Consider the following 26,068-nt stretch of genomic DNA (forward strand, 5'->3'; position numbering starts at 1 on the left):
CGCTCCCCTGAAGTGCCAAGCGTATAGCCAAGCGTTTGAACCTACGGCACGAATCAATGCACCAAGCGAGTCCCGCACCCAAGCGAAAAATGGTCGGACCGGCAAAAAAGTGAAGAATTGATTCATTATGGGACGACCCGCCCGCAGTTGACCGCAAATCGCCGTCAGTAACCGGCCTTGAGTGCCCCGATCAGCTTGCCGATCAGCCCCGCGCTCGACCGCGCCGGGCGCGACGCGGGGATGGCGAGATCGCGCAGGTCCGCGCTCGCCGACCCGGCGAGCAGCCCCAATCCGACCAGCGTCGAAAAGGCCGGCCCCGAGTGCGCCTCGGGCAGGCCGGCGATCGCGCGCGGCCGCCCGACCCGCACCGCGCGCCCGAGCACGCCCTGCATATAGTCGGCGATGTTCTTGAGCTCGGCCCCGCCGCCGGTCAGCACCACCTGCCGCCCGACCGGTCCAGAGAAGCCGAGGCTCTTCAGCGCCGCGTCGATCTCGCCGGTCAGCTGCTCGGTGCGCTGGCGGATGACGGTCATAAGCTGCGCGCGGGTCAGCCGGATCGGCTCGGCGGGAATGCCGTTGGTCGCCTCGCCGATCGGGGTCGCGTCGATCATCTCGTGATTGTCGCGCGGGCTCGTCATCGCCGAGCCGTAGAAGCATTTCAGCCGCTCGGCGTCGCGCCGCGCGACCGCGAAGGCGCAGGCGATGTCGTCGGTAATGTCCTTCGCGCCGAGCGGGATCGAGCGCAGCCCGACCAGCATCCCGCCCGCGTGGAGCGAGACGTTGGTGACCTCGGCGCCGAGCTCGACCAGCGCGACGCCGAGCTCGCGCTCCTCCTTCGTCAGGCAGGCGAGCGCCGCCGCGACCGGCGAGGCGACGATCGCGCGCACCCCGAGATGCGCCGAGCGGATCACGAAATCGATGTTGCGCAGCGGCGCGATCGGGGCGGCGACGACGTGGATGTCGACCCCCATCTTGTGCGCGTAGAGCCCGCGCGGGTTGGGGACGCCCTCGACCCCGTCGAGCGAATAGAGCGCCGGGTGCGCGTGGAGCACGACCTGCCCGTCGCGGTCGATCGCGCCGCGCCCCGCCGACAGCAGTTCCTGGACGTCGGCTTCCTCGACCTGGTGGCCGCCGAGCTCGACCTCGACGTTGGCGACGTCGCTCGCCAGCCCGCCCGCGCCGAAGCTCGCCCACACGTCCTCGATCGTCACGCCGCTGATCCGTTCGGCGATTTCGACCGCCTCGCGCACCGCGACCTCGGTCGCGTCCATGTCGGTGACATAGCCGCGCTTGACCCCGCGGCTCTCGCGCTGGCCGGTGCCGAGCACCACCAGCCGGTCGTCGGCCTCGCGCGCGCAGATCAGCGCGCTGACCTTCGACGAGCCGATGTCGAGCGCCGCGATCAGCGGCCGTTCGCTGGGCGCGGCCATCAGATCTGCGCCGGGGGCTTGGCGGTGGCGGGGGCGATTTCGTGCGGCAGGCGGACGGTCATCTTGCCCGGCTGGCGAAGGTCGAAGCGCAGGTAGCCGCGGCCGATATAGCCATTGGCCTTGTCGTCGCGCGCGAACTTGGCGAGTGCGTCGCGCGCCGCCGCCTCGCCTTCGGGCAGCGCGATCACCTCGCCCGAGGCGACCTTGAGGTCCCACCGCCGCTGGCCGACCCAGTTGGCCGAGGCGAGCTGGGCGCGGATCGCTGGCGCCTGGTCGAGCAGCGAAAGCAGCTGGGCGCTATGCGTGTTCGCCCCCGCGCCGGTCATCAGCGGAAGGTCGGGCATCGCGCTGATCGGCACGCGGCCGAGCACCACCCCGTCCTTGTCGACCTGGGTCAGGCTCGCCCCGTCCTGCCACAGCGCGGCGGGGGTGCGCTCGACGATGTCGACCACCAGCGTGTCGGGGTAGCGCCGCATCACCCGCGCGTCCTTCACCCAGCCGAAGCCGAGCAGCTGGCGGCGGATCGCGCCGACGTCGACCAGCGGCAGCGATTCCGATTTCTGCCCGAGCGCGATCGCGTAGATCGGCCTGGGGTCCATGTTGTGCGTGCCCTGCACCTCGATCGAGCGGACCCGAAAACCCGCGTCGCCCGCCGCCTCGCCGACCTTTGCCGGAAGCCCGAGCGCATAGCCCGCGCCCGCGCCGAGGATCAGCACGAACGCCCCGAACCCCCACGCCGCGAGCTTGTTCGCGCGCCGCTCGATCGGCTTGACCGACCGCCTCGCCGGGCGGCCCTTCGAGGGGCGGGCCGAGGACGGCCGCCGCTTGGCGGGGGCGCGGCTCATGCCGGCCGGTCCGTCAGCGCCTCGGCGACGATCCGCTCGCACAGCTCGCCATAGGAAATGCCGACCTGCCGCGCCTGTTCGGGGACGAGGCTGAGCGGGGTCATCCCCGGCTGGGTATTGGTCTCGAGCAGGTAGAGCCCCTCCTCGCCCTGGCTGTCGTCCCAGCGGAAGTCCGAGCGCGACGCGCCCCTGCAGCCGAGGTGACGGTGCGCCGCGGCGGCCATGTGCAGCATCGCCTGCGCGATCGGCGGCGGAACGTCGGCGGGGCAGACATGCTCGGTCAGCCCGTCGGTATATTTGGCGTCGAAGTCGTAGAATCCCGCCTTGGGCTTCAGCTCGGTGACGCACAGCGGCTCGCCGCCGAGCACCGCGACGGTCAGCTCGCGCCCGCGGATGAACGGCTCGGCGAGCAGCTCGCGGAAATGTTTCCACGGCCCCTCGGCGCTCGCCGCGATCGGGTTGCCGAAATTGCCCTCGTCGGTGACGATCGCGACCCCGACCGACGAGCCCTCGTTGACCGGCTTCAGCACATAGGGGCGCGGCATCGGGTCGCCCTCGAACAGGCTGTCCGACCGGACCACCTTGCCCTTGGGCATGCGGATGCCGTGGGGGACGAGCACCGCCTTGGTCAGCTCCTTGTCGATCGCGATCGCCGAGGTGACCACGCCCGAATGGGTGTAGGGAATGCCCATCAGCTCGAGCATGCCCTGTACCGTGCCGTCCTCGCCCGGCGCGCCGTGGAGCGCGTTGAAGACCACATCGGGTTTCAGCTCGGCGAGCCGCGAGGCGACGTCGCGCTCCATGTCGAGCCGGCTGACCCGGGTGAAGCCCTGCGCCTCGAGCGCGTCGGCGACGCCGTTGCCGCTCATCAGCGACACCGGTCGCTCGCTCGACCAGCCGCCCATCAGGGCGACGATATGGATGTTCCGGTCGAGCGGCTCGGTCACGCTTCTACTCCAACGCCTTTGTGGCCGGCGTCGTCGGCGAGCTTGCCGACACGCTGGATTTCCCATGCGAGCTCGATGCCGCTGTGGGCACGGACGCGGCGGCGCACTTCCTCGCCCAGTCCCTCGATCTCGGCGCTGGTGGCGTTACCGAGATTGAGCAGGAAATTGCAATGCTTCTCGCTGACCTGCGCGCCGCCCATCGTCAATCCACGGCACCCCGCCGCGTCGATCGCCTGCCACGCCTTTTGCGGCAGCGGGTTCTTGAAGGTCGAGCCGCCGGTCTTGCTCCTGAGCGGCTGCGATTCCTCTCGCGCTTCGGCGATGCGGTCCATCTCGGCCTGGATCGCGGCGGGCTCGCCCGGTTCGCCGCGAAAGGTGGCCGACACCACGATCGCGCCCTCGGGCAATTCGCTGTGCCGATAGGTGTAGCCCAGCTCGGCATTCGCCAGCGTCCGCCGCTCGCCCGAACGGAGCACGACCTCGCAATCGACCAGCACGTCCTTGGTCTCGCGCCCGTAGGCGCCGCCGTTCATCCGCACGAAGCCGCCGACCGTGCCCGGGATCGACCGCAGGAACTCGAGCCCCGCCACCCCGGCGTCGCGCGCGGTCGAGCTGACGAGGATGCCGCTCGCCCCGCCCCCGCAGCTCAGCGCCAGCCCGCTCGCGACGACCTTGGCGAACGGCTTGCCCAGGCGAACCACCACCCCCGGCACCCCGCCGTCACGGACGATGAGGTTACTGCCGAGCCCCAATCCCATCACCGGCATCGCCGGATCGAGGTCGCGGAGGAAATCGGCGAGGTCGTCGACGTCGGCGGGCTCGAACAGCCACTGCGCCGCGCCCCCCGCCTTGAACCACACCAGCGGCGCGAGCGGCGCGTCTGGCGTCAGCCGCCCACGGATCTTGGGTAGCTCGGTGAGCGCGCTCATCTCGCCGCCCTCGCCGCCTCGATCCCCCTGGCGAGCCCCGCCGCCCATTTGGTGATGTCGCCCGCACCGAGACAGATGACGAGATCGCCCTCGGCGACGATGTCGCGCAGCGCGGCGGCAAGGTCGCCCGCGTCGCTGACCGTGCGCACCATCCGGTGGCCGCGCGCGCGAAGCCCGTCGGCCAGCGCCTCGGCGTCGACCCCCTCGATCGGCGCTTCGCCCGCGGCGTAGACGGGGGCGACAAACACCATGTCGGCGTCGTTGAACGCGGCCTGGAACTCGTCCATCAGGTCGCCGAGCCGCGAGTAGCGATGCGGCTGGACCACCGCGATCACCCGCCCGTCCTCGCTGGTCGCCGCCTCGCGCGCCGCCGACAGCACCGCGCGAATCTCGACCGGGTGGTGGGCGTAGTCGTCGATGATCGTCGCCCCGCCGACCTCGCCGACCCGGCTGAAGCGGCGCTTCACCCCGGCGAACTTCTCGAGGCCGCGCGCGACCGTCTCGTCGCTCATCCCGAATTCGAGTCCCACCGCGACCGAGGCGACCGCGTTCAGCACGTTATGCCGCCCCGGCAGCGGCACGAACACGTCGCGGATCGTCCGCCGCTCGCCCGCGCTGCTCAGCACGCTGACGTCGAACCGGGTGCCGCCCTTTTCGGGGCGCAAATTCTCGGCGCGCAGGTCGGCCAGCGCCGAAGTGCCGTAGGTGACGATCCGTCGGTCGCGGATCCTGCTCAGCACCGCCTGCACGTCGGGATCGTCGACGCACATCACGGCCAGCCCGTAGAAGGGCACGTTCTCGATGAACTCGCAGAACGCCCGCTTGACCGCGTCGAAATCGCCGTAATGGTCGAGATGCTCGGGATCGATGTTGGTGACCACCGCGATCGTCCCGTCGAGCCGCAGGAAGCTGCCGTCGCTCTCGTCGGCCTCGACCACCATCCAGTCGGACTTCCCGAGCCGGGCATTCGAGCCATAGCTGTTGATGATCCCGCCGTTGATGACGGTCGGCTCGATCCCGCCCGCGTCGAGCATCGTCGCGATCATCGAAGTGGTGGTGGTCTTGCCGTGGGTGCCAGCGACCGCGATGGTCGACTGCATCCGCATCAACTCGGCCAGCATTTCGGCGCGGCGGACGCGGGGCAGCCGGCGCTCGGCGGCGGCCTTCACCTCGGGATTGTCGTCGCGGATCGCGGTCGAGCAGACCAGCACCTTGGCGTCGCCCAGGTTCTCGGCGGCCTGCCCGATCATCACCGGGATCCCGGCCTTTCGCAGTCCCTCGGTGACATAGCTTTCGGCCATGTCCGAGCCCTGCACCTTGTAGCCGAGGTGGTGCATCACCTCGGCAATGCCCGACATGCCGATCCCGCCGATGCCGACGAAATGGATCGGCCCGATCTCGGTCCCCATCGCTTTCAAGCGGCGGCTCCCGCAAGACCGATGCCGCTCGAGACGGGCGCGACGCGGGCCAGCCCGACCTCGACCGGCGACAGCCGGTTCGCGATCCGCTCGACCAGGTCGGCGAGATCGCGGGTAGCGTGGGGACGCCCGACCGACAGCGCGCGCGCGGCGGCATTGGCCAGCGCCTGCGGCTCGCCCGCGATCGCCGCGACCTGCGCCGCCAGCGCCTCGGGCGTGAAGTCGGGTTCGGCGATCATCCGCGCCCCGCCCGCCCTGGCCATCTCGCGCGCATTGACGGTCTGGTGGTCGTCGGTCGCGATCGGCAGCGGCACCAGGATCGCGGGGCGCCCCGCCGCGGTCAGCTCGGCGATGGTCGAGGCGCCGGCGCGGGCGATGACCAGGTGCGCATCGGCGATCCGGTCGGGCATGTCCTCGATATAGGTCAGCAGTTCGGCGGGAATGCCGAGCTCGGCATAGCGCGCGCGCACCGCCTCGATATCGTCGGGGCGGCACTGCTGAACGACCTGCAGGCGCAGCCGTAGCCCGGGCGGGAGCATCCCCAGCCCGACCGGAACGACCCGACCGAGCACGCTCGCCCCCTGGCTGCCGCCGGTGATCAAAATCTTGAGCGGCGCGGTGTCGTCGAACTCGGGAAAGGGCATCTCGCCAAGCCGCGCGACGCTGGTCCGCACCGGGTTGCCGACCAGCACCGTCTTGCTTGCATAGGCGGGCTTCAGCCGCTCGACCTCGGGGTAGGCGGTGGCGATCGCCGCCGCCTCGCCCGCGAGCAGCCGGTTGACCCGGCCGAGCACCGCATTCTGCTCGTGAAGCACGGTTGGCACCCGCGCCGAACTCGCCGCGAGCAGCGCGGGAAAGGCCGGATAGCCGCCGAATCCGACCACCGCGTCGGGGCGGAACTCGCGATAGAGCCGCTTCGCCTCGCGCCGCCCGGCGATCACCGACAGCACGCCCTTGGCGAGCCCGAGCGGCCCGCCGCCGAGCCGACCGGCGGGAAGCACGTGGACCGGGACGTCGCCGAAGATCGCGGGGATCTTCTTCCCGCGCTCGTCGGTGACCAGCATCACGCCGTGCCCGCGCTTCTTGAGTTCCTCGGCCAGCGCGTGGGCCGGCACCATGTGCCCGCCGGTGCCGCCGGCCGCGAGCGTGATGTTCATTCCCGTCCCGTCTCCCCGCCCCATTTCACGACGTAGGGCGAGCGGGTCAGATAGGGGTTGCGGCGGGTGAAGGCGAGCAGCAATCCCATCCCGATCGACAGCGCCAGCATCGATGAACCGCCATAGCTGATGAACGGCAGCGTCATCCCCTTCGACGGGGCGAGGTGGACGTTGACCAGCATGTTGATCAGCGCCTGCAGCCCGAATTCGACCGCCAGCCCCGCCGCCGCCAGCAGCGCCACCGGCTGCTCCTCGTCGAGCAGCTTGATCAGCACCCGCGCGACGATCGCAAGGTAGAGACAGGCGATGGCGATGCAGGCGATCAGCCCGAATTCTTCGCCGATCACCGAAAAGATGTAGTCGGTGTGCGGCTCGGGCAGCCCGAACTTGCGCGTCCCCCCGCCCGGCCCCATCCCGAACAGCCCGCCCGCGGTCAGCGTGCGCATCGCGTTCTCGACCTGGAAATTGTCGCCCTCGCCGAACAGGAAGCCGTCGATGCGGACGGTCGCGACCGGATAGAAGAAGTAGGCGAGGATCACCCCGATCACCCCCGCGACGCCAAGGCCGCCGAGGATCTTGAGGTCGAGCCCGGCGATCGCCAGCATCGCCACCCACACCGACACGAAGATGATCGTCGAGCCGAAGTCTGGCTGGAGCATCAGCAGCAGCGCGATCGTGCCGGTCACCGCCGCGCTGAGCCCGTAGACCAGCCACTTGTTCTGCCCGTCGGCGAACGACAGCAGCCACGCCATGCCGACGACGAAGAAGGGCTTCAAAAATTCCGACGGCTGGACCTGCCCGAAGCCGAACTCGAGCCAGCGCTTCGCGCCGTTGTGCGAGGGGCCGATGATCGGGACCAGCACCATCATGCCGATGAACACCGCCGCGCCGATCAGCGACAGCCGCCGCGCGCGCTCGCGCGGCATCATCGAGACGAGGATCATCACCGGCAGCGACAGCGCGATCCAGCCGATCTGGCGGTAGAAATAATAGAGGTCGCCGACCCGCACGCTGCCGCCCGAATAGCGCTGCGCCACCGCCGGCGAGGCGGCGGCGACCGCGATCAGCCCCATGCCGATCAGCACCGCGACCATCAGCAGCAATACCTTGTCGACTTCCCAGAACCAGCGCCCGATCGCCGAGCGGTCCGAGCGGCCATAACGTTCGGGATCGACCAGCGCCGCCTTGGCCTTGATCGTCTGGGTGATCGACGTGGCGTTCATAATTCCCCCACCAGCTGCCGGAACCGGTCCCCGCGCGCCTCGAAGTCGCGAAACTGGTCGAACGACGCGCTCGCCGGGGAGAGTAGAACGGTGTCCCCGGCTTGTGAATCCCTCGCCGCCATTTTCACGGCATTTTCCAAAGATTCACATTCGCTTACGGCGATTCCCCTGTCGCGCAGCAGCCGCGCGAACATCGGCCCCGCCTCGCCGATGGTATAGGCGTGCGCGACGTGACCAAGATGCTTCTCGGTCTCGCCGAGCGTCTCGGCCTTCGCCCGCCCCCCGACGATCCACCGCACGCGCGGATAAGCGGCAAGCGCGGGCGCCGCGGCCTCGGCATTCGTCGCCTTGCTGTCATTGACGAAGAGGACGCCGTCACGGTCGCGAATCCGCTCCATGCGGTGCGGAAGGCCGGGGTAGGTCATCAACCCTTCCATGATCGCCCCAATGTCGAGCCCGACGAGCTGGCAGCACAAAACGGCGACCGACGCGTTCCAGGCATTGTGCGGGCCCTGCAGGGCGGGCCAGTCAGTTTGCGGCGAAACCCGCCGCCCGTCGACGAACAATGCGCCCCCCGAGAAACTCACCCCCTTGTCCCAGGCGGTATCCACCATCGCCTGAAATTCGACTGGCTTGCGATCAGTGGAATGAAGGTCATCGAGATAGTCGCCGATGAAATCATCCTGCATGCCGCAGGGGTCGCCGATGACCACTGGACGCCATGGACCTTGCATTGCAAACAGGCGCAGCTTCGACCGCGCATAGGCCTCGAAACTCTCATAGCGGTCGAGATGGTCCGGCGTGATGTTGAGCAACGCCGCGACGTCGCAGTCGAGGCTTTGGGTCAGGTCGATCTGGTAGCTCGACAGTTCGAGCACATACACCCCGCCTTTCGGAAGCGGCTCCTGCGCCAGGATCGGCAGGCCGATGTTGCCGCCCATCGTCGTCGGCACCCCGGCGGTCTCGAGGATGTGATGGACCAGCGCGGTGGTGGTCGACTTGCCGTTTGTCCCGGTGATCCCGACCACCTTGTGCGGAGGCAGCTCGGGCCGGGCGCGGGCGAACAGCTCGATGTCGCCGATGATCCCGACCCCCGCCGCCTTGGCCGCCGGGGCGATCGGGTGGCGGTTGAGCGGCAGGCCGGGCGTCACGACGATGCTGTCGAACCGGGAGAGGTCCCCGCCGACGAAATCCTCGATCGTCGTGCCCTCGGGCGCCGCCGCGCGCGCCTCCTCTTTATCGTCCCACGCGGTGACCTTCGCGCCCGACGCCAGCAACGCGCGCACCGTCGCCAGCCCGCTGCGCGCAAGCCCCAGCACCGCATAATGTTTTCCGGCGAACGCCCTGGCCGTGATCACCGCAGCTTGAGCGTCGAAAGCCCCGCCAGCGCGAGGATGAAGCTGATGATCCAGAAGCGGATGACGACGGTCGGCTCGCTCCACCCCATATGCTCGAAATGATGGTGGATCGGCGCCATCTTGAAGATCCGCCTGCCGGTTCGCTTGAACCAGACCACCTGGACGATGACGCTCACCGCCTCGAGCACGAACAACCCGCCAATGATCGCCAGCACGAACTCGTGGTGCGTCGCCACCGCCACCGCGCCGAGCGCGCCGCCGAGCGCGAGGCTGCCGGTGTCGCCCATGAACACCGCCGCCGGGGGGGCGTTGAACCAGAGGAAGGCCAGGCTCGCCCCGCAGATCGCGAGCAGCAGCACGGTCAAATCGCCGACCCCGGCGACATAGGGAATGCCGAGATAAGTCGCGAACTTCACGTTGCCGACGAGGTAGCTGATCAGCACGAACGCCATCGACGCGATCACCACCGGCATCGTCGCCAGCCCGTCGAGCCCGTCGGTCAGGTTCACCGCATTGCCGAAGGCGACGATCACGAACGCCCCGAACAGGATGTAGATCAGCCCGATGTCGAACACATGGCCGGTGTAGAAGGGCACATAGAGCTTGGTCCCGCCCCACCCGACCATCAGCCAGGTGGCGAAGCCGGCGATCGCGAATTCGAGCGCCAGCCGCATCTTGCCGCTCAGCCCGGCATGGTGCGCCTTCTTGACCTTGTCATAATCGTCGAGAAATCCGATCAGCCCGAACCCCGCGGTCACCAGCAGGCACGCCCAGACGTAGCGGTTGGTGAGGTCCATCCACAGCAGGCACGAAATTCCCGCCGAAATCAGGATCAGCAGCCCGCCCATCGTCGGGGTGCCGCGCTTGGCGAGGTGGCTCTGCGGCCCGTCGGCGCGGATCGGCTGGCCCTTGCCCTGCTTGGTACGCAGCCACTGGATGAAGCGCTTGCCGAAGAACAGGCCGATGAACAGCGCGGTCATCGCCCCCGCGCCGGCGCGGAAGCTGATGTAGCGGATCAGGTTGAGGATGCCGGGAAAATGCGCCCAGTCGGCCAAAACATATAACATTTCAGCCCCCTGCCATCGCGGTCACGAGCTTCGCAAGCCCGATCGAGTTCGATGCCTTGACCAGCACCGCGTCGCCGGGACGGACGGTGGCTTTGAGCAGCCCGGTCGCCGCCTCGACGCTGTCGGCGCGCCTTACCTCGACCCGCCCGGCGAGCGCCCCGGCGAGCGGCGCCATGTCGTCCCCGACCAGCAGCGCGAGCTCGACCTTCGCCGCCTCGATCGCCGGGGCGAGCCCTGCGTGGAGCGCGTCGGCCTGCTCGCCAAGCTCGCGCATCGGCCCCAGCACCGCGATCCGCCGGCTGACCCCGCGCTCTTCGCCGAGCGCCTTCAGCGTCGCCGCCATCGACGCCGGGTTGGCGTTGTAGCTTTCGTCGATCAGCAAATATTCGCCGCCCTCGGCCGCGATCCGGTGACGCTCGCCGCGCCCCTTAAGCCCGCCGAGGTCGGCCAGCGCCAGCCCGGCGATCGCGAGGTCGGCGCCAAGTGCCTCGACCACCGCCAGCACGCCGAGCGAATTGGTCACCCAATGATCGCCGCGCTGGGCGATGGTGAAGGTCAGCTCGCTCTCGCGCAGCCGCGCGGTGACGAGGCTTCCCCCGCCCTCGGCGGTGACCGCGTGGGTCGCGGTGACGTCGGCCTCGCCGCCGCCGAAGGTGACGATCGCGTCGGCCTGGCGCTTGGCCGCCTTGAGCAGCCGGTCGCGATAGGGCGTGTCCTCCGGGATCACCGCGGTGCCGCCGGGCTCGAGCCCTTCGAAAATCTCCGCCTTGGCGTCGGCGATCGCCTCCATCGAGCCGAGATGCTCGATATGCGCCGACGCGATAGTGGTGATCAGCGCGACGTGCGGCCGCACCAGGCGGGTCAGAGAGGCGATCTCGCCGGCATGGTTCATCCCCATTTCGAGCACCGCGAATCGGCTGTCGCGCGGCATCCGCGCCAGGCTCAGCGGCACCCCGGTGTGGTTGTTATAGCTTTTGACCGACCGATGCGTGAACCCCGGCTCCTGCCGGTCGAGCGCGGCGGCGAGCGCCTCCTTGGTCGAGGTCTTGCCGACCGAGCCGGTGACGCCGACCACCGGCCCCGCCATCCGCGCCCGCGCCGCCACGGCGAGCGCGGTCAGCGCGGCGGGGACGTCGTCGACCAGCACGTGGGGGCCCCAATCGCTTCCGTCGGCCGCCGGCCGCGACACCAGCGCCGCGATCGCGCCGTCGGCGAGCGCCCTGGCGACATGGTCGTGCCCGTCGTGCGCGGTGCCGGGCATGGCGACGAACAGCTCGCCGCCCTCGACCTCCCGGCTGTCGAAGGTCACCCCGTCGACCGCGAACGGCGCGCCGTGGAGGGTGCCGCCGGTCGCGGCGACGATCTCGTCGCTGGTCCACAGCGGCGGCCTCATGCCGCGCATTCCCTTGCAACCTGCGCGTCGTCGAACGGGTGGACCGTGGTGCCGATCACCTGCCCCTGTTCGTGGCCCTTGCCCGCGAGCAGGACGATATCGCCCTCGCGCGCCTCGGCGATCGCGGCGGCGATCGCGGCGCGGCGACCGGCGACTTCGCGCGCGCCGGTGGCGCCGCCCATCACCGCGGCACGGATTTTCGCCGGGTCCTCGGTGCGCGGATTGTCGTCGGTGACGATGACGAGGTCGCTAAGCTCGCTCGCCACGCGCCCCATCTCGGGCCGCTTGCCCTCGTCGCGGTCGCCGCCCGCCCCGACCACGGTAATCAGCCGACCGGTCACGTGGGGGCGAAGCGCGGCGATCGCCGCCTCGATCGCGTCGGGGGTGTGGGCATAATCAACATAGACCGGGGCCCCGGCGCGGGTGATCACCGCGCGTTCGAGCCGCCCGCGCACCGGCGCGATCCGGGCCAGCGCGGCGCGGGTCGCGTCCCACGCGCCACCGGTCGCGAGCACCAGCCCCGCCGACACCAGCACGTTCGCCGCCTGGTAACCGCCGATCAACGGCAGCGAGACGACGTGGCGCTGGCCCTCGCGCTCGAGCGTCAGCTTCTGCCCGAGCGGGGTCGAGCTGCGATCGACCAGCCGGATCGCCTCGCCCTTCGTCCCGACCGTCATCAGCCTGAGCCCGCGCCGGCGGACATGATCGACGACCTCGTCCGATCGCGGGTCGTCGGCCCACACCACCGCAGTGGCATCGTCGGCCGCGACCTCGTCGACCAGCCGCATCTTGGCGGCGAAATACTCGCCCATCGTCGCGTGATAATCGAGGTGGTCGCGGCTGAAGTTGGTGAACGCCACCGCCTTCAGCGGCACCCCCTCGGCGCGATACTGGTCGAGCCCATGGCTCGACGCTTCGTAAGCGAGGTGGCTGATCCCCAGCCGTTTCAGCCCGGCGACGTTGTTGAGGAAAGTGACGATGTCGGGGGTGGTCAGCCCGGTGCTCACCTGGTCGTCGGCGGTGGTCACCCCGAGCGTCCCGATCGACGCCGAGCGATGCCCCGCCATCCGCCACAGCTGGCGGGTCATCTCGACCGTCGAGGTCTTGCCGTTGGTCCCGGTCACCGCGACCACCGTCTCCGGATAGGGCGCGTAATAGCGCGCGGCGAGCGCGGCGAAGCGCGCGCGCGGGTTGGCGTCGGCGATGTGCAGCGCGGGTGCGGGCACCTCGGCCTCGGGCCTCGCGACCACTGCTACCGCCCCGCGCTCGACCGCGGCGACGATAAAGTCCTCACCGTTCGACACCGCACCGCGAAACGCGCCGAACACATTGCCCGGCGCGACCTTGCGATGGTCGAGCGCGAAACCGGTAACCGCGGTCGTTCCGCCGCCGGCGGTCAGATCGTCGAGGATCACCGGCTTACTTCCCCGCCTTGTCGTGGACGAAGGGCATCACCTCGGCCATGTTCGGCTCGCGGTTGGTGTCGGGCTGGACGCCGAGCATCGGGCCGATCCGGCTGACGACCTTGTTGACCACCGGCGCGACGTTCCAGCCGGCGGTGGTGAAGCCGTAGGTCTCGGGCATCGCCTTGGGCGAATCGAGCATCGCCACGACGACGTAGCGCGGGTCGTCCATCGGGAAGACCCCGGCGAAACTGGTGATGTTGATGGTCTTCGAATAGCGGCCGTCGATTACTTTTTGCGCGGTGCCGGTCTTGCCGCCCACGCGATAGCCGACCGCGTCGGCGTTCTTGCCGGTACCCTTCATCACCACCAGCCGAAGCAGCGCGCGCATCCGGTAGCTGGTATCGGCGCTGAACACGCGCCGCCCGGCGGGAAGCGAGTGCCCCGGCCCGACCTTGAGCATCGTCGCGGGGTGGTAGACCCCGCCGTTGAACAGCGTCGCATAGCCCTGTGCCAGCTGCAGCGGGGCGACCGCGATGCCCTGCCCGAAGCCGACGTTCATCGTCTCGAACGGGCCCCAGCGGCTGCCCGGGGTCAGCGTGCGCCCGCGTTCCCGCAATTCGACCTCGACCTTGTCGAGGAATCCCATCTTCTTGAGCCACGCCTTCTGCCGCGTCGTCCCGAGCTGGTCGGCGATCTGCGCGGTGCCGATGTTCGAGCTTTCCTGCATGATCTCGGCGACCGAGCACATCCGCCCGAATGGGTGGGTGTCGTGGATGATGTGGCCGTAGGCGGGAAGCGCGTTGGCGCAATTGTACTGCTGCCCGACCGAGCGGACGACGCCCGAGTCCATCGCCATCGCGACGGTGAACGGCTTGAAGGTCGAGCCGAGTTCGTAGACCCCCAGCGTCGCGCGGTTGAAGCGCTGGTCGGCGCTCGCCTGCCCCGGCACGTTGGGATTGAAATTCGGCAGCGACGCCAGCGCGAGCAATTCGCCGGTATGGACGTCCATCACCACGCCCGCCGCGCCGATCGCCTGGAAATGCGCCATCGCGTCGCCAAGTTCATGCTCAAGCGCCTGCTGCACCCTCGACGAGATCGACAGCTGCAGCGGCTGGCCGCGCCGCGCGGGATCGCGCAGCAACTCGTCGAACGCGCGCTCGGCGCCCGACGTCCCGTGCCCGTCGATGTCGGTGAATCCGAGCAGGTGCGCGGCAAGGCTGGTCTGCGGGTAAAGCCGGTCGGGCTCGCGCTCGAGCTGCAGGCCCGGCTCGCCGAGCGCGTTTATCGCCTGGACGACGTCGGGACTCGCCCGCCGCCGAAGGAAATAGAAGGGCCGGCCCGACACCAGCAGCGCGTGATAGTAGGCCGCGTCATGCTCGGGCAGGATCGCGGCGAGCTTCTGCGCCAGCGCCAGCTTGTCGCCGATCACCTTGGCCGGGGACAGTCCGATCGTCCACACGTCGATCGTGCGCGCGAGCGGCTGGCCGTCGCGGTCGACGATGTCTCCGCGCTCGGGGAGGAAGGCGTCGAACCCGCCGCGCCGCCCGGCATGGTCGCCGAACGCCGCCAGCCAGGCGAGGCGAAGCACGATCACGACGACGATCCCGGCGAACAGCAGCAGGCCGAACATCAGCCGCTGGTGCATCAGCGCGAGGAATTGCCGCCGCTGTCCGACCAGACGGAGCCGCTCGGGCCGTGCGACGAGAGCGGGCGTCGGGGCGTTCATCAGGGGTTGCCGGAGTCCTTGGATTTGCGGGGTGCGGCGGCTTTGGCGACCGGCTTCGACTTGGGCAAGGGCGCGAGCGGATCGGCCGCCGCAGCTTTGCCCTTGTTCGTCGCGTGCGTCGGCGACGCCAGCGCCAGCGTGACCGGCTTCGCGGCGAATTTCGCGACGGGCTTCGAGATGGGCTTTCCGGCGACTTGCGGCGAAGGCTTGGAATAGCCGGCGACGTGCATCATCTGGTCGGGACGTCCGGGGGCCGGCGCCGGTGCGACCGTCGTCGCGGGGGCGCCGTCGTCGCCGTCATTGCTGACCACGGGACCGGCGGGGGCCGGCGCGGGCGCGGAGGCATAGATCACCGGCGCCTCGGTCGCGGGCTTGTCTTGCGGCTTCATCAAGGTTGCGAGATGGAAACCATTGTCGACCAGCTGGTCGGCCTTCGGTGCGCTTAGCTGGATGAAGTTGGCGTTCCACCGTTCGAGCTGGGCGAGCCGGCCGCGGGTGCCGATCTCGGTCTGGAGCAGGCGGATGTCGCGCTGGGTCATCGCGATCTGGCTCTCGACCCCGTCGAGCTGCGCGCGCTCGGAGGCGACGCGAAGCGAGACGAGGTAGCAGCCGAGCGCCGCCCCCGCGATCACCCCGGTCATGTAGACCGCCTTGAACCCACGCGCACTCATGCTGCCTTCTCCTGGTCCCACGCGGGCTCGGCGGTGCGGATCGCCGTCCGCAGTTTTGCCGAGCGCGCGCGCGGGTTACGGGCCAGCTCGGCCGCCGACGGGGCGACCGGCTTGGCGATCTGTTCGAAGCTCGGCGCGGGGCCGGCCGCCGCCATCGGGCGATGGCGCGAGCCCGCCGGCGTGTCGCCGCTGCGCACCTTCAGGAAGCGCTTGACTATGCGGTCCTCGAGGCTGTGGAAGGTCACCACCGCCAGCCGACCGCCGGGACGAAGGCTCTTTTCCGCCGCGCGAAGCCCGGCCTCTAGCTCGTCGAGCTCGGCGTTGAGGTGGATCCGGATCGCCTGAAAGGTGCGCGTCGCCGGGTCGCTCTTCATCCCCGGGTGATAGCCGACCGCCTTGCGCACCACCGCCGCCAGCTCGGCCGTGCGGGTCAACGGGCGCGCCCTGACGATCGCCTTCGCGACCGAGCGGGCGCGCGGCTCCTCGCCATAGTCGCGGATGACGCGCGCGATCTCGGCCTCGTCGGCGCCGTTGAGGAAATCGGCCGCGCTTTCGCCTTCCTGGCTCATGCGCATGTCGAGCGGGCCGTCGTTCTGGAACGAAAAACCACGCTCGGCCTGGTCGAACTGCATCGAGCTGACGCCGATATCGAGCGTGACGCCGTCGACCGGCAGCAGGTCGCGCTCGGCCAGCGCCTCGTGCATCGCCGAGAAGCGTTCGTGGATCAGCGTCAGGCGCTTGTCTTCCTGGGCGAGCGACTGGCCATCTCGAATCGCATGCGGGTCGCGATCGAAGCCAATCACTCGCCCAGCCCCCGCCCCGAGCAGCGCACGGCTGTAGCCGCCTGCTCCGAACGTGCCGTCGACAATGACTGCGCCGGGGGCAACGGCGAGACGTTCGACGACTTCGTCCAGCAAGACCGGGACGTGGGGGGTCTCATTCGAGGGGGCCGAATGGGTCACAGCCCGCGCTCCTCGAGCCGGAAGCGGGCGATGTCCTTCATGTCCTCGGGAATGTCGGGATGCGCGAGGAAAATCTCGGGGTTCCACAGCTGGAACGTCTCGCCGACACCGATGAACAGGGCCAGCTCGGCGAGCTGGCCCTTGCGCCGCATCATCGGGGGCACGATGATCCGGCCGCTACTGTCGTAAGCGACCTCCTCGGTCGCGCCGAACGCCATCATCGTCCGGCGGGCATAGTCGAGCTCCGACGCGGGGTCGGTTTCCTGCTTCTCGAGCAGCCGCTCGATCTTCGAATGCTTCATCGCCGCATAGGCGGGGTCGTAGGCGCTGAGGCAGGGGAACTGGTCGTGCTTGGCGAGCACGATCGCCTTCGCATCGCCGCGGCGTTCGATCACGGAGCGCAGGAAAGCGGGCACGGAGACGCGACCCTTCGCGTCCACCGCGTTCAGCGCGCTTCCCTGAAACAGATGCTCCAGCGCCACCGGCCCCTCTCCAGGCGCAAGGCTTCCCTGGCCGCGCGGACACGGTGTCCGCCCGATCTTTCTCCGACTCTCGTACGGATGCCCCGCGCTTCGATTGATGTTGGTAACTCAATCATCGGCGGGAAACAATGGGTTTTGATGCCATATTGTGGGAAATCATGCCCTTTGGCGGATTTCCATGATTTTCGATGCCGTGACAAGGGGTTCGCTGCCGCTGCTGCGGGCGTGCACAAGCCTGTGGATAAGCCTGTTGGGATTGCCGCTCAGCGCGGAGTCGCAAGCGCCTTCAATAAGGTTACCAGCGCATCGGTCGCCGCGGCCGATCCCTGGCGGCGCGGGTCGATCGCGTCGGCGTCGGCGACGATCACTGCTTCCCCCCGCCCGATCCGGCAGCGCGCCCTCGCGCCTTCAGCCTCGACCGCGCAGCCCGGCCCGGTCGCGACCAGCCGCCCGGCGCTGGTGCCGGAGTCGTCCAAGCGCACCCCCCAATGGAGCAGCAGCCCGGTGTCGGGAAAGGCCATCGGCGGGCGCGTCAGGTCGCCGAGCGGCTTGTCGCTCGGCCAGTCGAGCCGCGGGTCGGCGAGCAGCATCGCCCGCCCCCCGCCGCGCATCCAGTCGTCGAGCGCGACGAGATTCTCGGCGGTCTGCGCGCGCGGCTGGATCATCAGGAGCAGCCGCTGTCCGTCGAGCGACGCCGTGTCGCTCGCCGCGATCGGCATCAGCCGGAAGTCGCGTTCGAGCCGCTCGGCCACCGCCGCGCCCGCGGGACGTCCGAGCCCGAACCGCTCGGGAAACAGGATCGGCAGGCTGGTGAGCAGCGCCAGCGCCGGCTTCGCGCGCGGCGGCGCGGGCCGGGCGCACCCCGCCGAAGCCAGCATCGACGCGAGCGCAAGCGCCCGCAGCGCCGCCTTCACTTGTGCTTCTTGGCCGGTGTCGCCGCGTTGTCGCTCGCGGCCTGCCCGGGCGCGGCGCCGATCTCGGCAAGCGGCTCGTTGGGCTCGTCGGCGACCGCGTTGTTGGCGGTGACGGGCGGGCTCGGCGCACTGCTCTCGCTCGACCGGATGATCATCGTCCCGAGCAGGACGAGCAGGAACACGAAGGCCAGCCCGGTCAGGCCGATCCGGACGCGCTGCTGCGGTTCATCGTCAGGCTCCCCCGCCATTCGTCGAATCCTAAGCGTCGCCGCCAGGATATGCAAACCTCTCGGCTTGACGAATCATGTTGCAGCCGCGAAGGCGATTTTCATGACCAAGGCCCTGCTCACTGTCGCCGTTGCCGCACTGGCGCTCGCCGCGTGCAACAAGAAGGACAACACCATCGTCGCCGGCCCGCCGGGTGCGAACAACGCGCCGCCGCCGGTCGACCCGGCGTCGCTGCCGCCGTCGATCGTCGCCAGCAAGAGCTATCGCTGCAAGGACAACAGCGTCGTCTACATCGACTGGCTGTCGAACCAGACCGCGATGGTCAAGAAGTCGAAGACCGACACGACCGGCACCTCGGTCAAGGTCGGCGAAGAGCTGAAGGGCGCGTCGTCCGACTCGACCATCACCTACAAGGGCCAGGACTGTAAGGCCTAAGGCGGAGCGGCCGAGCGCAGCGCCGCCGACGCGAAGCGTCGCCGAAGCAGCGCGAAGAGACCGCGAACGCCGGCCGACCGGCGCGAAGCGACCGGATCGACGTCACGGGGATTTACTCCCCGTGATGCCCGCCCCAAAGAGTTCAAATTCCCCCCCGGCCTCACCCGCCGGGGGTTTTTCTTTGCGCCCCCGCCCGCTAGGGCGCGCGCATGAGCCAGATCACCCCGCAGATCGTCGCCGACCACGGCCTCAACGACGAGGAATACCAGCGCATCCTCAACGCCATGGGCCGCGAGCCGAACCTGGTCGAGCTCGGCATCTTCTCGGTGATGTGGTCCGAGCATTGCAGCTACAAGAGCTCGCGCTTCCATTTGAAGAAGCTGCCGACCGAGGCGTCGTGGGTGATCTGCGGCCCGGGCGAGAATGCCGGGGTGATCGACATCGGCGACGGGCCCGACGGGACAAAGCTGGCGTGCATCTTCAAGATGGAGAGCCACAACCACCCGAGCTACATCGAGCCCTACCAGGGTGCGGCGACCGGGGTCGGCGGGATTTTGCGCGACGTGTTCACCATGGGTGCGCGGCCGGTCGCCAACATGAACGCGCTGCGCTTCGGGCGGCCCGATCATCCCAAGATGCGCCACCTGATCAGCGGCGTCGTCGCGGGGATCGGCGGCTACGGCAATTGCGTCGGCGTGCCGACCGTGGGCGGCGAGGTCAATTTCGACCCGGCCTATGACGGCAACATCCTCGTCAACGCGATGACCGTCGGCATCGCCGACCAGGCCAAGATCTTCTATTCGGCGGCGACCGGCATCGGCAACCCGATCGTCTACGTCGGCAGCAAGACCGGCCGCGACGGCATCCACGGCGCGACGATGGCGAGCGCCGACTTCGACGAAAACAGCGACGAGAAGCGCCCGACGGTGCAGGTCGGCGACCCGTTCACCGAGAAGCTACTGATCGAGGCCTGCCTCGAGCTGATGGCGACCGACGCGATCGTCGCGATCCAGGACATGGGCGCGGCGGGGCTCACCAGCTCGTCGGTGGAAATGGCGTCAAAGGGCGGCGCGGGCATCCGGCTCGACATGGACAAGGTCCCCTGCCGCGAAGAGGGCATGACCCCCTACGAGATGATGCTGAGCGAGAGCCAGGAGCGGATGCTGATGGTCCTCAAGCCCGGCCGCGAGGCCGAGGCCGAGGCGATCTTCCGCAAGTGGGAGCTCGACTTCGCGGTGATCGGCGAAGTCACCGATACCGGCCACATGGTGCTCGAGTTCGGCGGCGAGGTGGTGTGCGACATCCCGCTCGGCCCGCTCGCCGACGACGCCCCCGAATATGACCGCCCGCACCTCAGCCTCGACGAGTATAAGGCGTGGGCGCAGGTGAAGCCGCTTGGCGACATCCCCGAGTCCACCGACATCGCCGCCGACCTCTTGAAGCTGATGGGCTCGCCCAACCTCGCCAGCCGCCGCTGGATCTGGGAGCAGTACGACAGCCAGGTCGGCGCCGACACCGTCCAGAAGCCCGGCGGCGACGCCGCGGTGGTCCGCGTCCATGGCACCGACAAGGCGCTCGCCATCACCACCGACTGCACCCCACGCTACTGCTACGCCGACCCCTACGAGGGCGGGAAGCAGGCGATCGCCGAGGCCTATCGCAACCTGTGCGCGGTCGGCGCGAAGCCGCTCGCGGTGACCAACTGCCTCAACTTCGGCAACCCCCAGCGGCCCGAAATCATGGCCCAGTTCGTCGAGTGCCTGCGCGGCATGGCCGACGCCTGCCGCGCGCTCGACATGCCGATCGTCAGCGGCAACGTCAGCCTCTACAACGAGAGCAAGGCGACCGGCGGCGGCAGCGCGATCCTGCCGACCCCCGCGATTGGCGCTGTGGGGCTGCTGGACGACTGGCGGAAGAACGCGACGATCGGTTTCAAGGAACCAGGTCAAACGATTTGGCTCGTTGGCACGTCGGAATTGGCGACTCATCTTGGGCAATCGCTTTGGTTGCATGAATGTCACGGCGAGCGCGCCGGTCCCGCGCCAACGGTCGATCTGGCGCGGGAGCGCCGTGTCGGAGAGTTTATTCGACGCATGATTGACGAAAAGCGCGTCAACGCTGTTCACGACATTTCCGATGGGGGAATGCTGGTTGCTTTGGCGGAAATGGCGTTAGCCGGCGGTATTGGTGCGGAAATCACGCTGGACAGCGCAGATCCCACGAAAACGACCTTTTCGGCTGCGCATTTTGGCGAGGATCAAGGACGTTACCTTGTTACCGTCGATGAGAACTTCAATATGCGCGAGTTGGCTTGGGATTTAAACCTGAGCGCAACAATTATCGGCGCCACCGGCTTTCATTCGCCTTTGAATGGATGCGAGGGAATATTATGCGAGGCGAGCGATCGCTTTGTCTCCCTCGCCGACCTCCGCGCCGCGCACGAAGGTTTCTTTCCCAAGCTGATGTCGAACGAGCTTTAGGGGCTCAGATCCGCCCGAAGCTCTGGTTGGTGACCTTCTTGCCGAAGCCGCCGCCCTGGGCGCCGCGGCTCATCAGCGGGTTGACCGCCTGGTCGAGCGCCTCGATCGTGCCCTGCCACAGCCGGCGAAGCTCGACCACGTCGGGGACCAGCTCGTCGGGAAAGCGCTGCTGCTCGATCGCGAAGCGCGCGACGTCCTCGATCTTCTCGGCGACGCGGGCGACCGCCTCGGCCCCGAACTGGCGCGATTCGCCCTTCAGCGTGTGCGCCGGAAGCACCAGCGCGACGGTGTTATGCTCGCGCATCGCCGCGTCGATCGCCTCGAGGCTCTTGACCCCGTCCTCCCTATAATAGCCGAGGATGCGGATGAAGCCCGGGCCGAGCTCGCCGCGCGACTTTTCGAAATGGACCCAGTCCACCAGGGCGGCAGGGGGCAGCGGGCCGGCGTTCGGCAGGTCGGGCGAATAATGGTTCACGCCCCCTGCTAGCCCGCAAAGGGTAAAGGAGCCGTTATTGCCCTTTCGTCCCGTAGGGATTTTTCGACGCGCGCAGCGTCAGCCGGATCGGCACCGGCCCCATGTCGAGATCGCGCCGCAGCGAATTGGTGAGATAGCGCTGGTAGCTCATCGGCAGCTGGTCGACCCGCGTGCCGAAAATGACGAAGCTCGGCGGCCGCGCCTTGACCTGGGTGATGTAGCGCAGCTTGATCCGCTTGCCCCCCGGCGCGGGCGGCGGATTGGCCTCGACCGCGCGCTCGAACCAGCGGTTGAGCTCGCCGGTCGACACGCGCCGGTTCCATTGCTCGCGAACTACGAAGCAGGCCTCGACCAGCGCGTCGATGCCCTTGCCGGTCTTGGCCGACACGGTCAGCAGCGGCACGCCCTTGGCCTGGCTGAGCCCTTCCTCGAGCGCCGCCTTGATCCCGTTGAACAGCGCCGACGCACCCTCGGCGACGTCCCACTTGTTGAGCGCGAGCACCAGCGCGCGGCCTTCTTCGAACACCTGGTCGGCGATGCGCAGGTCCTGCGCCTCGAGCCCGCGGGTCGCGTCGAGCAGCAGCACCACCACCTCGGCCATGTCGATCGAGCGGCGGGTGTCCATCGCCGACAGCTTCTCCAGCTTGTCGTCGACCTTGGCGCGCTTCCTGAGGCCCGCAGTGTCGACCAGTTGCACCGCGCGGCCCTGGTGCTGCCAGTCGATGGTGATGCTGTCGCGGGTGATCCCGGCCTCGGGCCCGGTGATCATCCGTTCCTCGCCGATCATCTTGTTGACCAGCGTCGACTTGCCCGCGTTGGGCCGCCCGACGATCGCCAGCTTGAGCGGGCCGAGCGGCTTCTCCTCGCCCTCGCCGACCTCCTCGAGCACCTCGTCCTCGTCGCGGTCGAGGAACGGCAGCACCGCCTCGAACAGGTCGACCAGCCCTTCGCCATGCTCGGCCGACAGCGCGAACGGCTCGCCCAGCCCCAGCCCATAGGCCTCGAGCCGCCCGGTCTCGCCCGCGCGTCCCTCGGCCTTGTTGGCGGCGACGATCACCGGCGTATCCGACGATCGCAGCCAGCGCGCGATTTCCTCGTCGAGCGGGGTGACGCCTTCGCGCCCGTCGATCAGGAACAAGGCGACGTCGGCGTCGTGCACCGCCGCCTCGGTCTGCCGCCGCATCCGGCCGGGAAGGCTCGACGGGTCCTCGTCCTCGAACCCCGCGGTGTCGATCACCCGGAAGCTGAGGTCGAGCAGCTTGCCCTCGCCCTCGCGCCGGTCGCGGGTGACGCCGGGACGGTCGTCGACCAGCGCGACGCGCTTGCCGACCAGCCGGTTGAACAGGGTCGATTTGCCGACATTGGGTCGGCCGACGATGGCGAGCGTTGGGCGGGGCATGGGCACCAATTGCCCTGCCCGCGCCTCACGCCAGCGTCAACCTTCGCCTAGCGATAGGCGAGCAGCCGCCCGGTATCGGTCAACAGGTAAAGCGTCCCGCCCGCAACCACCGGCTGGAACCGAACCGAGCCGAGCACTGCCTGCTGGCCGAGGATGTTGCCGCTCGCCGGATCGACGCTGATCAGCGCGCCGTTGGTCCCGGTCACGATCAGCCGGTTGCCCGCCAGCACCGGGCCGACGTAGAAGACCTGGCCGCTCTTCTTCTTCTCGTTCGCCCACTTGGGCAGCTGGCGGATCCAGCGGATCTTGCCGGTCGTGCGGTTGACCGACACGACCTGCGCCTTGTCGTTGATCGCGAACAGCCAGTCGCCCGAGACCCACGGGGTCGCGATCCCGCCCATCGGCAGTTCCCACGTCCGTTGCCCGCTCAGGATGTCGAGCGCGACCAGCCGCCCGCCGAGCCCGAAGGCGTAGACCATGTTGTCGTCGATCACCGGCGAGGCATCGATGTCGCTGAGGTCGGCGACCCCGGTCGACATCGAGGTGCGGGTCAGCGCGTCCTGCCACACCTCGCGCCCGTTCTCGTAGCGATAGGCGTTGAGGTCGCCCGAGGGGAAACCGGCGATGATCGTCCCGCGGCCCGAAGCGGGCGAGCCCGCGCCGAACACCGCCGCGATCTCGACCGCCGCCGCCGCGTTCCAGTTGGTCTTCCCGGTGCCCGCGTCGAGCGCGTAGAGCTGGCTGTCCTGGCTGGTGACGTAGACCGCGCCATTGTCGAGCGTCGGCGCCCCGCGCAGCGGCCCGCCGGGCTTGACCTGCCACAGCGCCTTGCCGGTCGCCGCGTCGAGCGCGGTGACGAAGCCGAGCCCGTTGGTCGCATAGACATGGGTGCCGTCGGTCGACACGCCGCCGCCGTAGAGCGAGGCGTTGCCGCGCTTCTCGGTCCCGAACTGGCGCGACCACAGGAGCCCGCCGTTGCGCACGTCGAACGCCTTGACCACCGACTGGGTATCGATGGTGAACACCTTGCCGCCCGCGACCACCGGGCCGGCGCCCAGCCGCTCGCCCTTGGCGTTGCCCTGGCCGATCGACACCGACCACGCCTGGCTGACCCGGTCGGGCAGCGCGACCGCCTGCAGAAGGTGCTGCGCATTGCCCCCGGGCTGGCCCCAGTCGGCGTTGGCGACCGCCTCGACCGGCGCATAGGGCAGCGCCATCGTCGCCGGGTCGATCGTGTAGTCGATGTCGTTGGTCAGCACGTCGATCCGCTCGCCGACGGTCGGCGTGATGCGGGGCTTGCCCTTGTGGATCACCGAACAGCCGCCCAGCAGGGCCAGGCTGAGGGTCAGGGCAATCGCTCGGCGGTGGCTCATCTTGGCTCTCATTTCTGTCAGGAGGCGGGCGCGGCGGCGGTGTCGGGCATCGAGGCGCTGGCGTCGACGCCAAGCGAGCCCGCGACCTGCACCGCCCGCGAACGAAGCGTGTCGGGGACGGTCTTGTCCCCGGCAATCTGGGCGAACAGCTGGCCGGCCTGCGCGCGCTGCCCCTTGGCGATCATCGCCATCCCGGTCATTTCCCCGGCCGACCCGAAAAAGGGCTCGCCCGGCTTGGTCAGCGGCGCGAGGCGCGCGATCACCTCGTCGGGCTTGAGCGAATCATAATCGATCTGCGTCGCCCGCACGAGCGCGAGGTCGCGATACGGCTTGGCAAGGTCCTTGTCCGCCGCCACCGCCTGGTAGATCGCCGACGCGCCCTTCGAATCGTTCTTCTGGAGCAGCAGCGCGGCCTGCGTCAGCCGCGCCTCGGCGCTCACGCCCTCGCTCGACGACTTGGTCAGCGGCACCAGCTGGGTCGCGGCGGTCGCGACGTCGCCCGCCCCGGCGCGGTCGAGCACCTGGCTCAGCGCCGCGGTGTCGTCGGCGGCCAGCTTGCGCTGATGGTCCTGCCAGAACAGGAAACCGCCCGCCGCCGCGATCAGGACGATCGACGCCCCGACCACCTGCGGTCCGTAGCGCTTGGCCTTCGCCTCCATTTCGTCGCGGCGAACGCCTTCGTCGACTTCGCGCAGAAAGGCTTCGTCATGGTCGGATGGGGGAAGGGCCAAATCGATCCTCAATCAACTGTCACGGGGTGCGGCGCCAGCGCTTGCTTCCTCTTCCACCCCGGATGAACGGAAGCTGGCGGCGGATCGTCTAGCGAAAGCGGCGGCAAAGGCAAAGGGGGTCGCCGCGCCGGGACCGGTTCAGGGCTTGGCGCGATAGACCTGCTCGGCGCTCGGAAAGGCGCGCGCGCGCACCTCGTCGCGATAGGCCGCCGCCGCCGCGCCGATCTCGCTCGCCAGGTCGGCGTAGCGCTTCACGAACCGCGGGGTCCGCTCGAACAGCCCGAGCATGTCCTCGGTCACCAGCACCTGCCCGTCGCAATTGGCCGACGCGCCGATGCCGATGGTCGGCACCCCAATCGCCTTCGTCACCGCGTCGGCGATGCTTTCGATGACGCCCTCGACCACAACGCAGAAGGCCCCCGCGTCGGCCACCGCCTTCGCATCGCCGACGATCTTGGCCGCCTCGGCCTCGCTCTTGCCACGCGCCCCGTAGCCGCCGAGGACATTGACCGCCTGGGGGGTCAGCCCGACATGGCCGATCACCGGGATCCCGCGACGGGTGAGGAACTCGACCGTCGGCGCCATCGCCTCCCCGCCCTCGAGCTTGACCGCCGCGCAGCCGGTTTCCTTCATCACCCGCGCCGCACTGGCGAACGCCTGTTCGGGCGAGCCCTCGTAGCTTCCGAACGGCATGTCGACCGCCACCAGCGCGTGCCACGAGCCGCGCACCACCGCCGCCCCGTGGGCGCACATCATCTCGAGCGTCACCGGCACCGTCGAGGGCAGCCCGTAGATCACCTGCCCAAGCGAATCGCCGACCAGCAGCATCTCGCAATGCGGGTCGAGCAATTGCGCGGTGCGCATCGTGTAGGCGGTCAGCATCACCAGCGGCTCGGCGCTCGTCCCGCCCGCCTTGCGCGCGCGGATCGCGGGGACGGTCATCCGCTTGCCCGGCACCGGGGTCGGGGTGGCGCGGCTGGTCGCGCTGTCGATGGTGAAGGTGCTCATCCGCGCTGTCT

24 protein-coding genes are annotated in these 26,068 nt (G+C 69.1%); 2 read left to right on the forward strand and 22 right to left on the reverse strand.

Going from position 1 to position 26,068, the window contains the following annotated elements; all coding sequences use genetic code 11:
* Positions 1 to 164: 164 nt before the first annotated feature.
* The 17 genes from ftsA to ABDK56_RS05450 form a co-directional block, all read right to left on the reverse strand.
* Entirely contained in the window at positions 165 to 1,430 is a 1,266-nt protein-coding gene (ftsA, locus tag ABDK56_RS05370; RefSeq protein ID WP_349807104.1) for a cell division protein FtsA, read from the reverse strand.
* The gene (locus tag ABDK56_RS05375; RefSeq protein WP_349807105.1) at positions 1,430 to 2,275 is read right to left on the reverse strand and encodes a cell division protein FtsQ/DivIB; all 846 of its coding nucleotides are present in this window, start codon (positions 2,273 to 2,275) and stop codon (positions 1,430 to 1,432) included. The genes ftsA and ABDK56_RS05375 overlap by 1 nt, the downstream gene beginning before the upstream one ends.
* The gene (locus ABDK56_RS05380) at positions 2,272 to 3,222 is read right to left on the reverse strand and encodes a D-alanine--D-alanine ligase (RefSeq protein ID WP_349807106.1); all 951 of its coding nucleotides are present in this window, start codon (positions 3,220 to 3,222) and stop codon (positions 2,272 to 2,274) included. The genes ABDK56_RS05375 and ABDK56_RS05380 overlap by 4 nt, the downstream gene beginning before the upstream one ends.
* Positions 3,219 to 4,151 (reverse strand): UDP-N-acetylmuramate dehydrogenase, encoded by a 933-nt coding sequence (murB, locus tag ABDK56_RS05385; RefSeq protein ID WP_349807107.1) that lies wholly within the window; start codon positions 4,149 to 4,151, stop codon positions 3,219 to 3,221. Before murB ends, ABDK56_RS05380 begins: the two co-directional genes overlap by 4 nt.
* Positions 4,148 to 5,569, reverse strand: coding sequence for a UDP-N-acetylmuramate--L-alanine ligase (gene murC / locus ABDK56_RS05390; protein ID WP_349807108.1), 1,422 nt, complete (start codon positions 5,567 to 5,569; stop codon positions 4,148 to 4,150). The genes murB and murC overlap by 4 nt, the downstream gene beginning before the upstream one ends.
* Positions 5,566 to 6,726, reverse strand: a complete 1,161-nt coding sequence (murG, locus tag ABDK56_RS05395; RefSeq protein WP_349807109.1) for an undecaprenyldiphospho-muramoylpentapeptide beta-N-acetylglucosaminyltransferase — start codon at positions 6,724 to 6,726, stop codon at positions 5,566 to 5,568. Before murG ends, murC begins: the two co-directional genes overlap by 4 nt.
* Positions 6,723 to 7,949, reverse strand: coding sequence for an FtsW/RodA/SpoVE family cell cycle protein (locus ABDK56_RS05400; protein WP_349807110.1), 1,227 nt, complete (start codon positions 7,947 to 7,949; stop codon positions 6,723 to 6,725). Before ABDK56_RS05400 ends, murG begins: the two co-directional genes overlap by 4 nt.
* A complete protein-coding gene (murD, locus tag ABDK56_RS05405) occupies positions 7,946 to 9,307 on the reverse strand; it encodes a UDP-N-acetylmuramoyl-L-alanine--D-glutamate ligase (RefSeq protein ID WP_349807111.1) in 1,362 nt (453 codons plus the stop codon). Before murD ends, ABDK56_RS05400 begins: the two co-directional genes overlap by 4 nt.
* Complete coding sequence (gene mraY / locus ABDK56_RS05410) at positions 9,304 to 10,374, reverse strand: phospho-N-acetylmuramoyl-pentapeptide-transferase (protein ID WP_349807112.1); 1,071 nt, start codon at positions 10,372 to 10,374, stop codon at positions 9,304 to 9,306. Before mraY ends, murD begins: the two co-directional genes overlap by 4 nt.
* 1 nt (position 10,375) lies before the next feature.
* Positions 10,376 to 11,767 carry a UDP-N-acetylmuramoyl-tripeptide--D-alanyl-D-alanine ligase gene (locus ABDK56_RS05415; protein ID WP_349807113.1) on the reverse strand — a complete coding sequence of 464 codons (1,392 nt, stop codon included), beginning with the start codon at positions 11,765 to 11,767 and terminating at the stop codon, positions 10,376 to 10,378.
* Entirely contained in the window at positions 11,764 to 13,182 is a 1,419-nt protein-coding gene (locus ABDK56_RS05420) for a UDP-N-acetylmuramoyl-L-alanyl-D-glutamate--2,6-diaminopimelate ligase (RefSeq protein ID WP_349807114.1), read from the reverse strand. Before ABDK56_RS05420 ends, ABDK56_RS05415 begins: the two co-directional genes overlap by 4 nt.
* A 4-nt stretch (positions 13,183 to 13,186) precedes the next feature.
* Positions 13,187 to 14,899: a peptidoglycan D,D-transpeptidase FtsI family protein gene (locus tag ABDK56_RS05425; RefSeq protein ID WP_349807115.1), complete on the reverse strand. Its 1,713-nt coding sequence runs from the start codon at positions 14,897 to 14,899 to the stop codon at positions 13,187 to 13,189.
* On the reverse strand, positions 14,899 to 15,570 hold the full coding sequence (locus ABDK56_RS05430) for a hypothetical protein (protein WP_349807116.1): 672 nt from the start codon (positions 15,568 to 15,570) through the stop codon (positions 14,899 to 14,901). Before ABDK56_RS05430 ends, ABDK56_RS05425 begins: the two co-directional genes overlap by 1 nt.
* Positions 15,567 to 16,532, reverse strand: coding sequence for a 16S rRNA (cytosine(1402)-N(4))-methyltransferase RsmH (gene rsmH / locus ABDK56_RS05435; protein WP_349807117.1), 966 nt, complete (start codon positions 16,530 to 16,532; stop codon positions 15,567 to 15,569). Before rsmH ends, ABDK56_RS05430 begins: the two co-directional genes overlap by 4 nt.
* A complete protein-coding gene (locus tag ABDK56_RS05440; protein ID WP_349807118.1) occupies positions 16,529 to 16,948 on the reverse strand; it encodes a division/cell wall cluster transcriptional repressor MraZ in 420 nt (139 codons plus the stop codon). Before ABDK56_RS05440 ends, rsmH begins: the two co-directional genes overlap by 4 nt.
* Before the next feature lie 329 nt (positions 16,949 to 17,277).
* Positions 17,278 to 17,928, reverse strand: coding sequence for a motility-associated ABC transporter substrate-binding family protein (locus tag ABDK56_RS05445; RefSeq protein WP_349807119.1), 651 nt, complete (start codon positions 17,926 to 17,928; stop codon positions 17,278 to 17,280).
* Entirely contained in the window at positions 17,925 to 18,176 is a 252-nt protein-coding gene (locus ABDK56_RS05450) for a hypothetical protein (protein ID WP_349807120.1), read from the reverse strand. The genes ABDK56_RS05445 and ABDK56_RS05450 overlap by 4 nt, the downstream gene beginning before the upstream one ends.
* Positions 18,177 to 18,258: 82 nt before the next feature.
* Here ABDK56_RS05450 and ABDK56_RS05455 point away from each other — a divergent pair, with 82 nt between their 5' ends.
* Both ABDK56_RS05455 and purL read left to right on the forward strand, forming a co-directional pair.
* Entirely contained in the window at positions 18,259 to 18,591 is a 333-nt protein-coding gene (locus tag ABDK56_RS05455) for a hypothetical protein (RefSeq protein ID WP_349807121.1), read from the forward strand.
* 209 nt (positions 18,592 to 18,800) lie between these two features.
* Positions 18,801 to 21,071, forward strand: a complete 2,271-nt coding sequence (purL, locus tag ABDK56_RS05460; RefSeq protein WP_349807122.1) for a phosphoribosylformylglycinamidine synthase subunit PurL — start codon at positions 18,801 to 18,803, stop codon at positions 21,069 to 21,071.
* A gap of 4 nt (positions 21,072 to 21,075) precedes the next feature.
* Here the strand turns inward: purL and ABDK56_RS05465 are convergent, their stop codons facing one another.
* The 5 genes from ABDK56_RS05465 to panB form a co-directional block, all read right to left on the reverse strand.
* Entirely contained in the window at positions 21,076 to 21,546 is a 471-nt protein-coding gene (locus ABDK56_RS05465; protein WP_349807123.1) for an Hpt domain-containing protein, read from the reverse strand.
* 34 nt (positions 21,547 to 21,580) lie between these two features.
* Positions 21,581 to 22,945 (reverse strand): ribosome biogenesis GTPase Der, encoded by a 1,365-nt coding sequence (gene der / locus ABDK56_RS05470; protein WP_349807124.1) that lies wholly within the window; start codon positions 22,943 to 22,945, stop codon positions 21,581 to 21,583.
* Positions 22,946 to 22,992: 47 nt separating this feature from the next.
* A complete protein-coding gene (locus tag ABDK56_RS05475) occupies positions 22,993 to 24,318 on the reverse strand; it encodes an outer membrane protein assembly factor BamB family protein (protein WP_349807125.1) in 1,326 nt (441 codons plus the stop codon).
* A 17-nt stretch (positions 24,319 to 24,335) separates the two neighbouring features.
* On the reverse strand, positions 24,336 to 25,049 hold the full coding sequence (locus tag ABDK56_RS05480; protein WP_349807127.1) for a tetratricopeptide repeat protein: 714 nt from the start codon (positions 25,047 to 25,049) through the stop codon (positions 24,336 to 24,338).
* A gap of 138 nt (positions 25,050 to 25,187) precedes the next feature.
* Positions 25,188 to 26,057: a 3-methyl-2-oxobutanoate hydroxymethyltransferase gene (panB, locus tag ABDK56_RS05485; protein WP_349807128.1), complete on the reverse strand. Its 870-nt coding sequence runs from the start codon at positions 26,055 to 26,057 to the stop codon at positions 25,188 to 25,190.
* Positions 26,058 to 26,068 lie beyond the last annotated feature (11 nt).

It is taken from the genome of Sphingomonas sp. ASV193 (assembly GCF_040203355.1).
In the GTDB taxonomy this organism is placed as follows: domain Bacteria; phylum Pseudomonadota; class Alphaproteobacteria; order Sphingomonadales; family Sphingomonadaceae; genus Sphingomicrobium.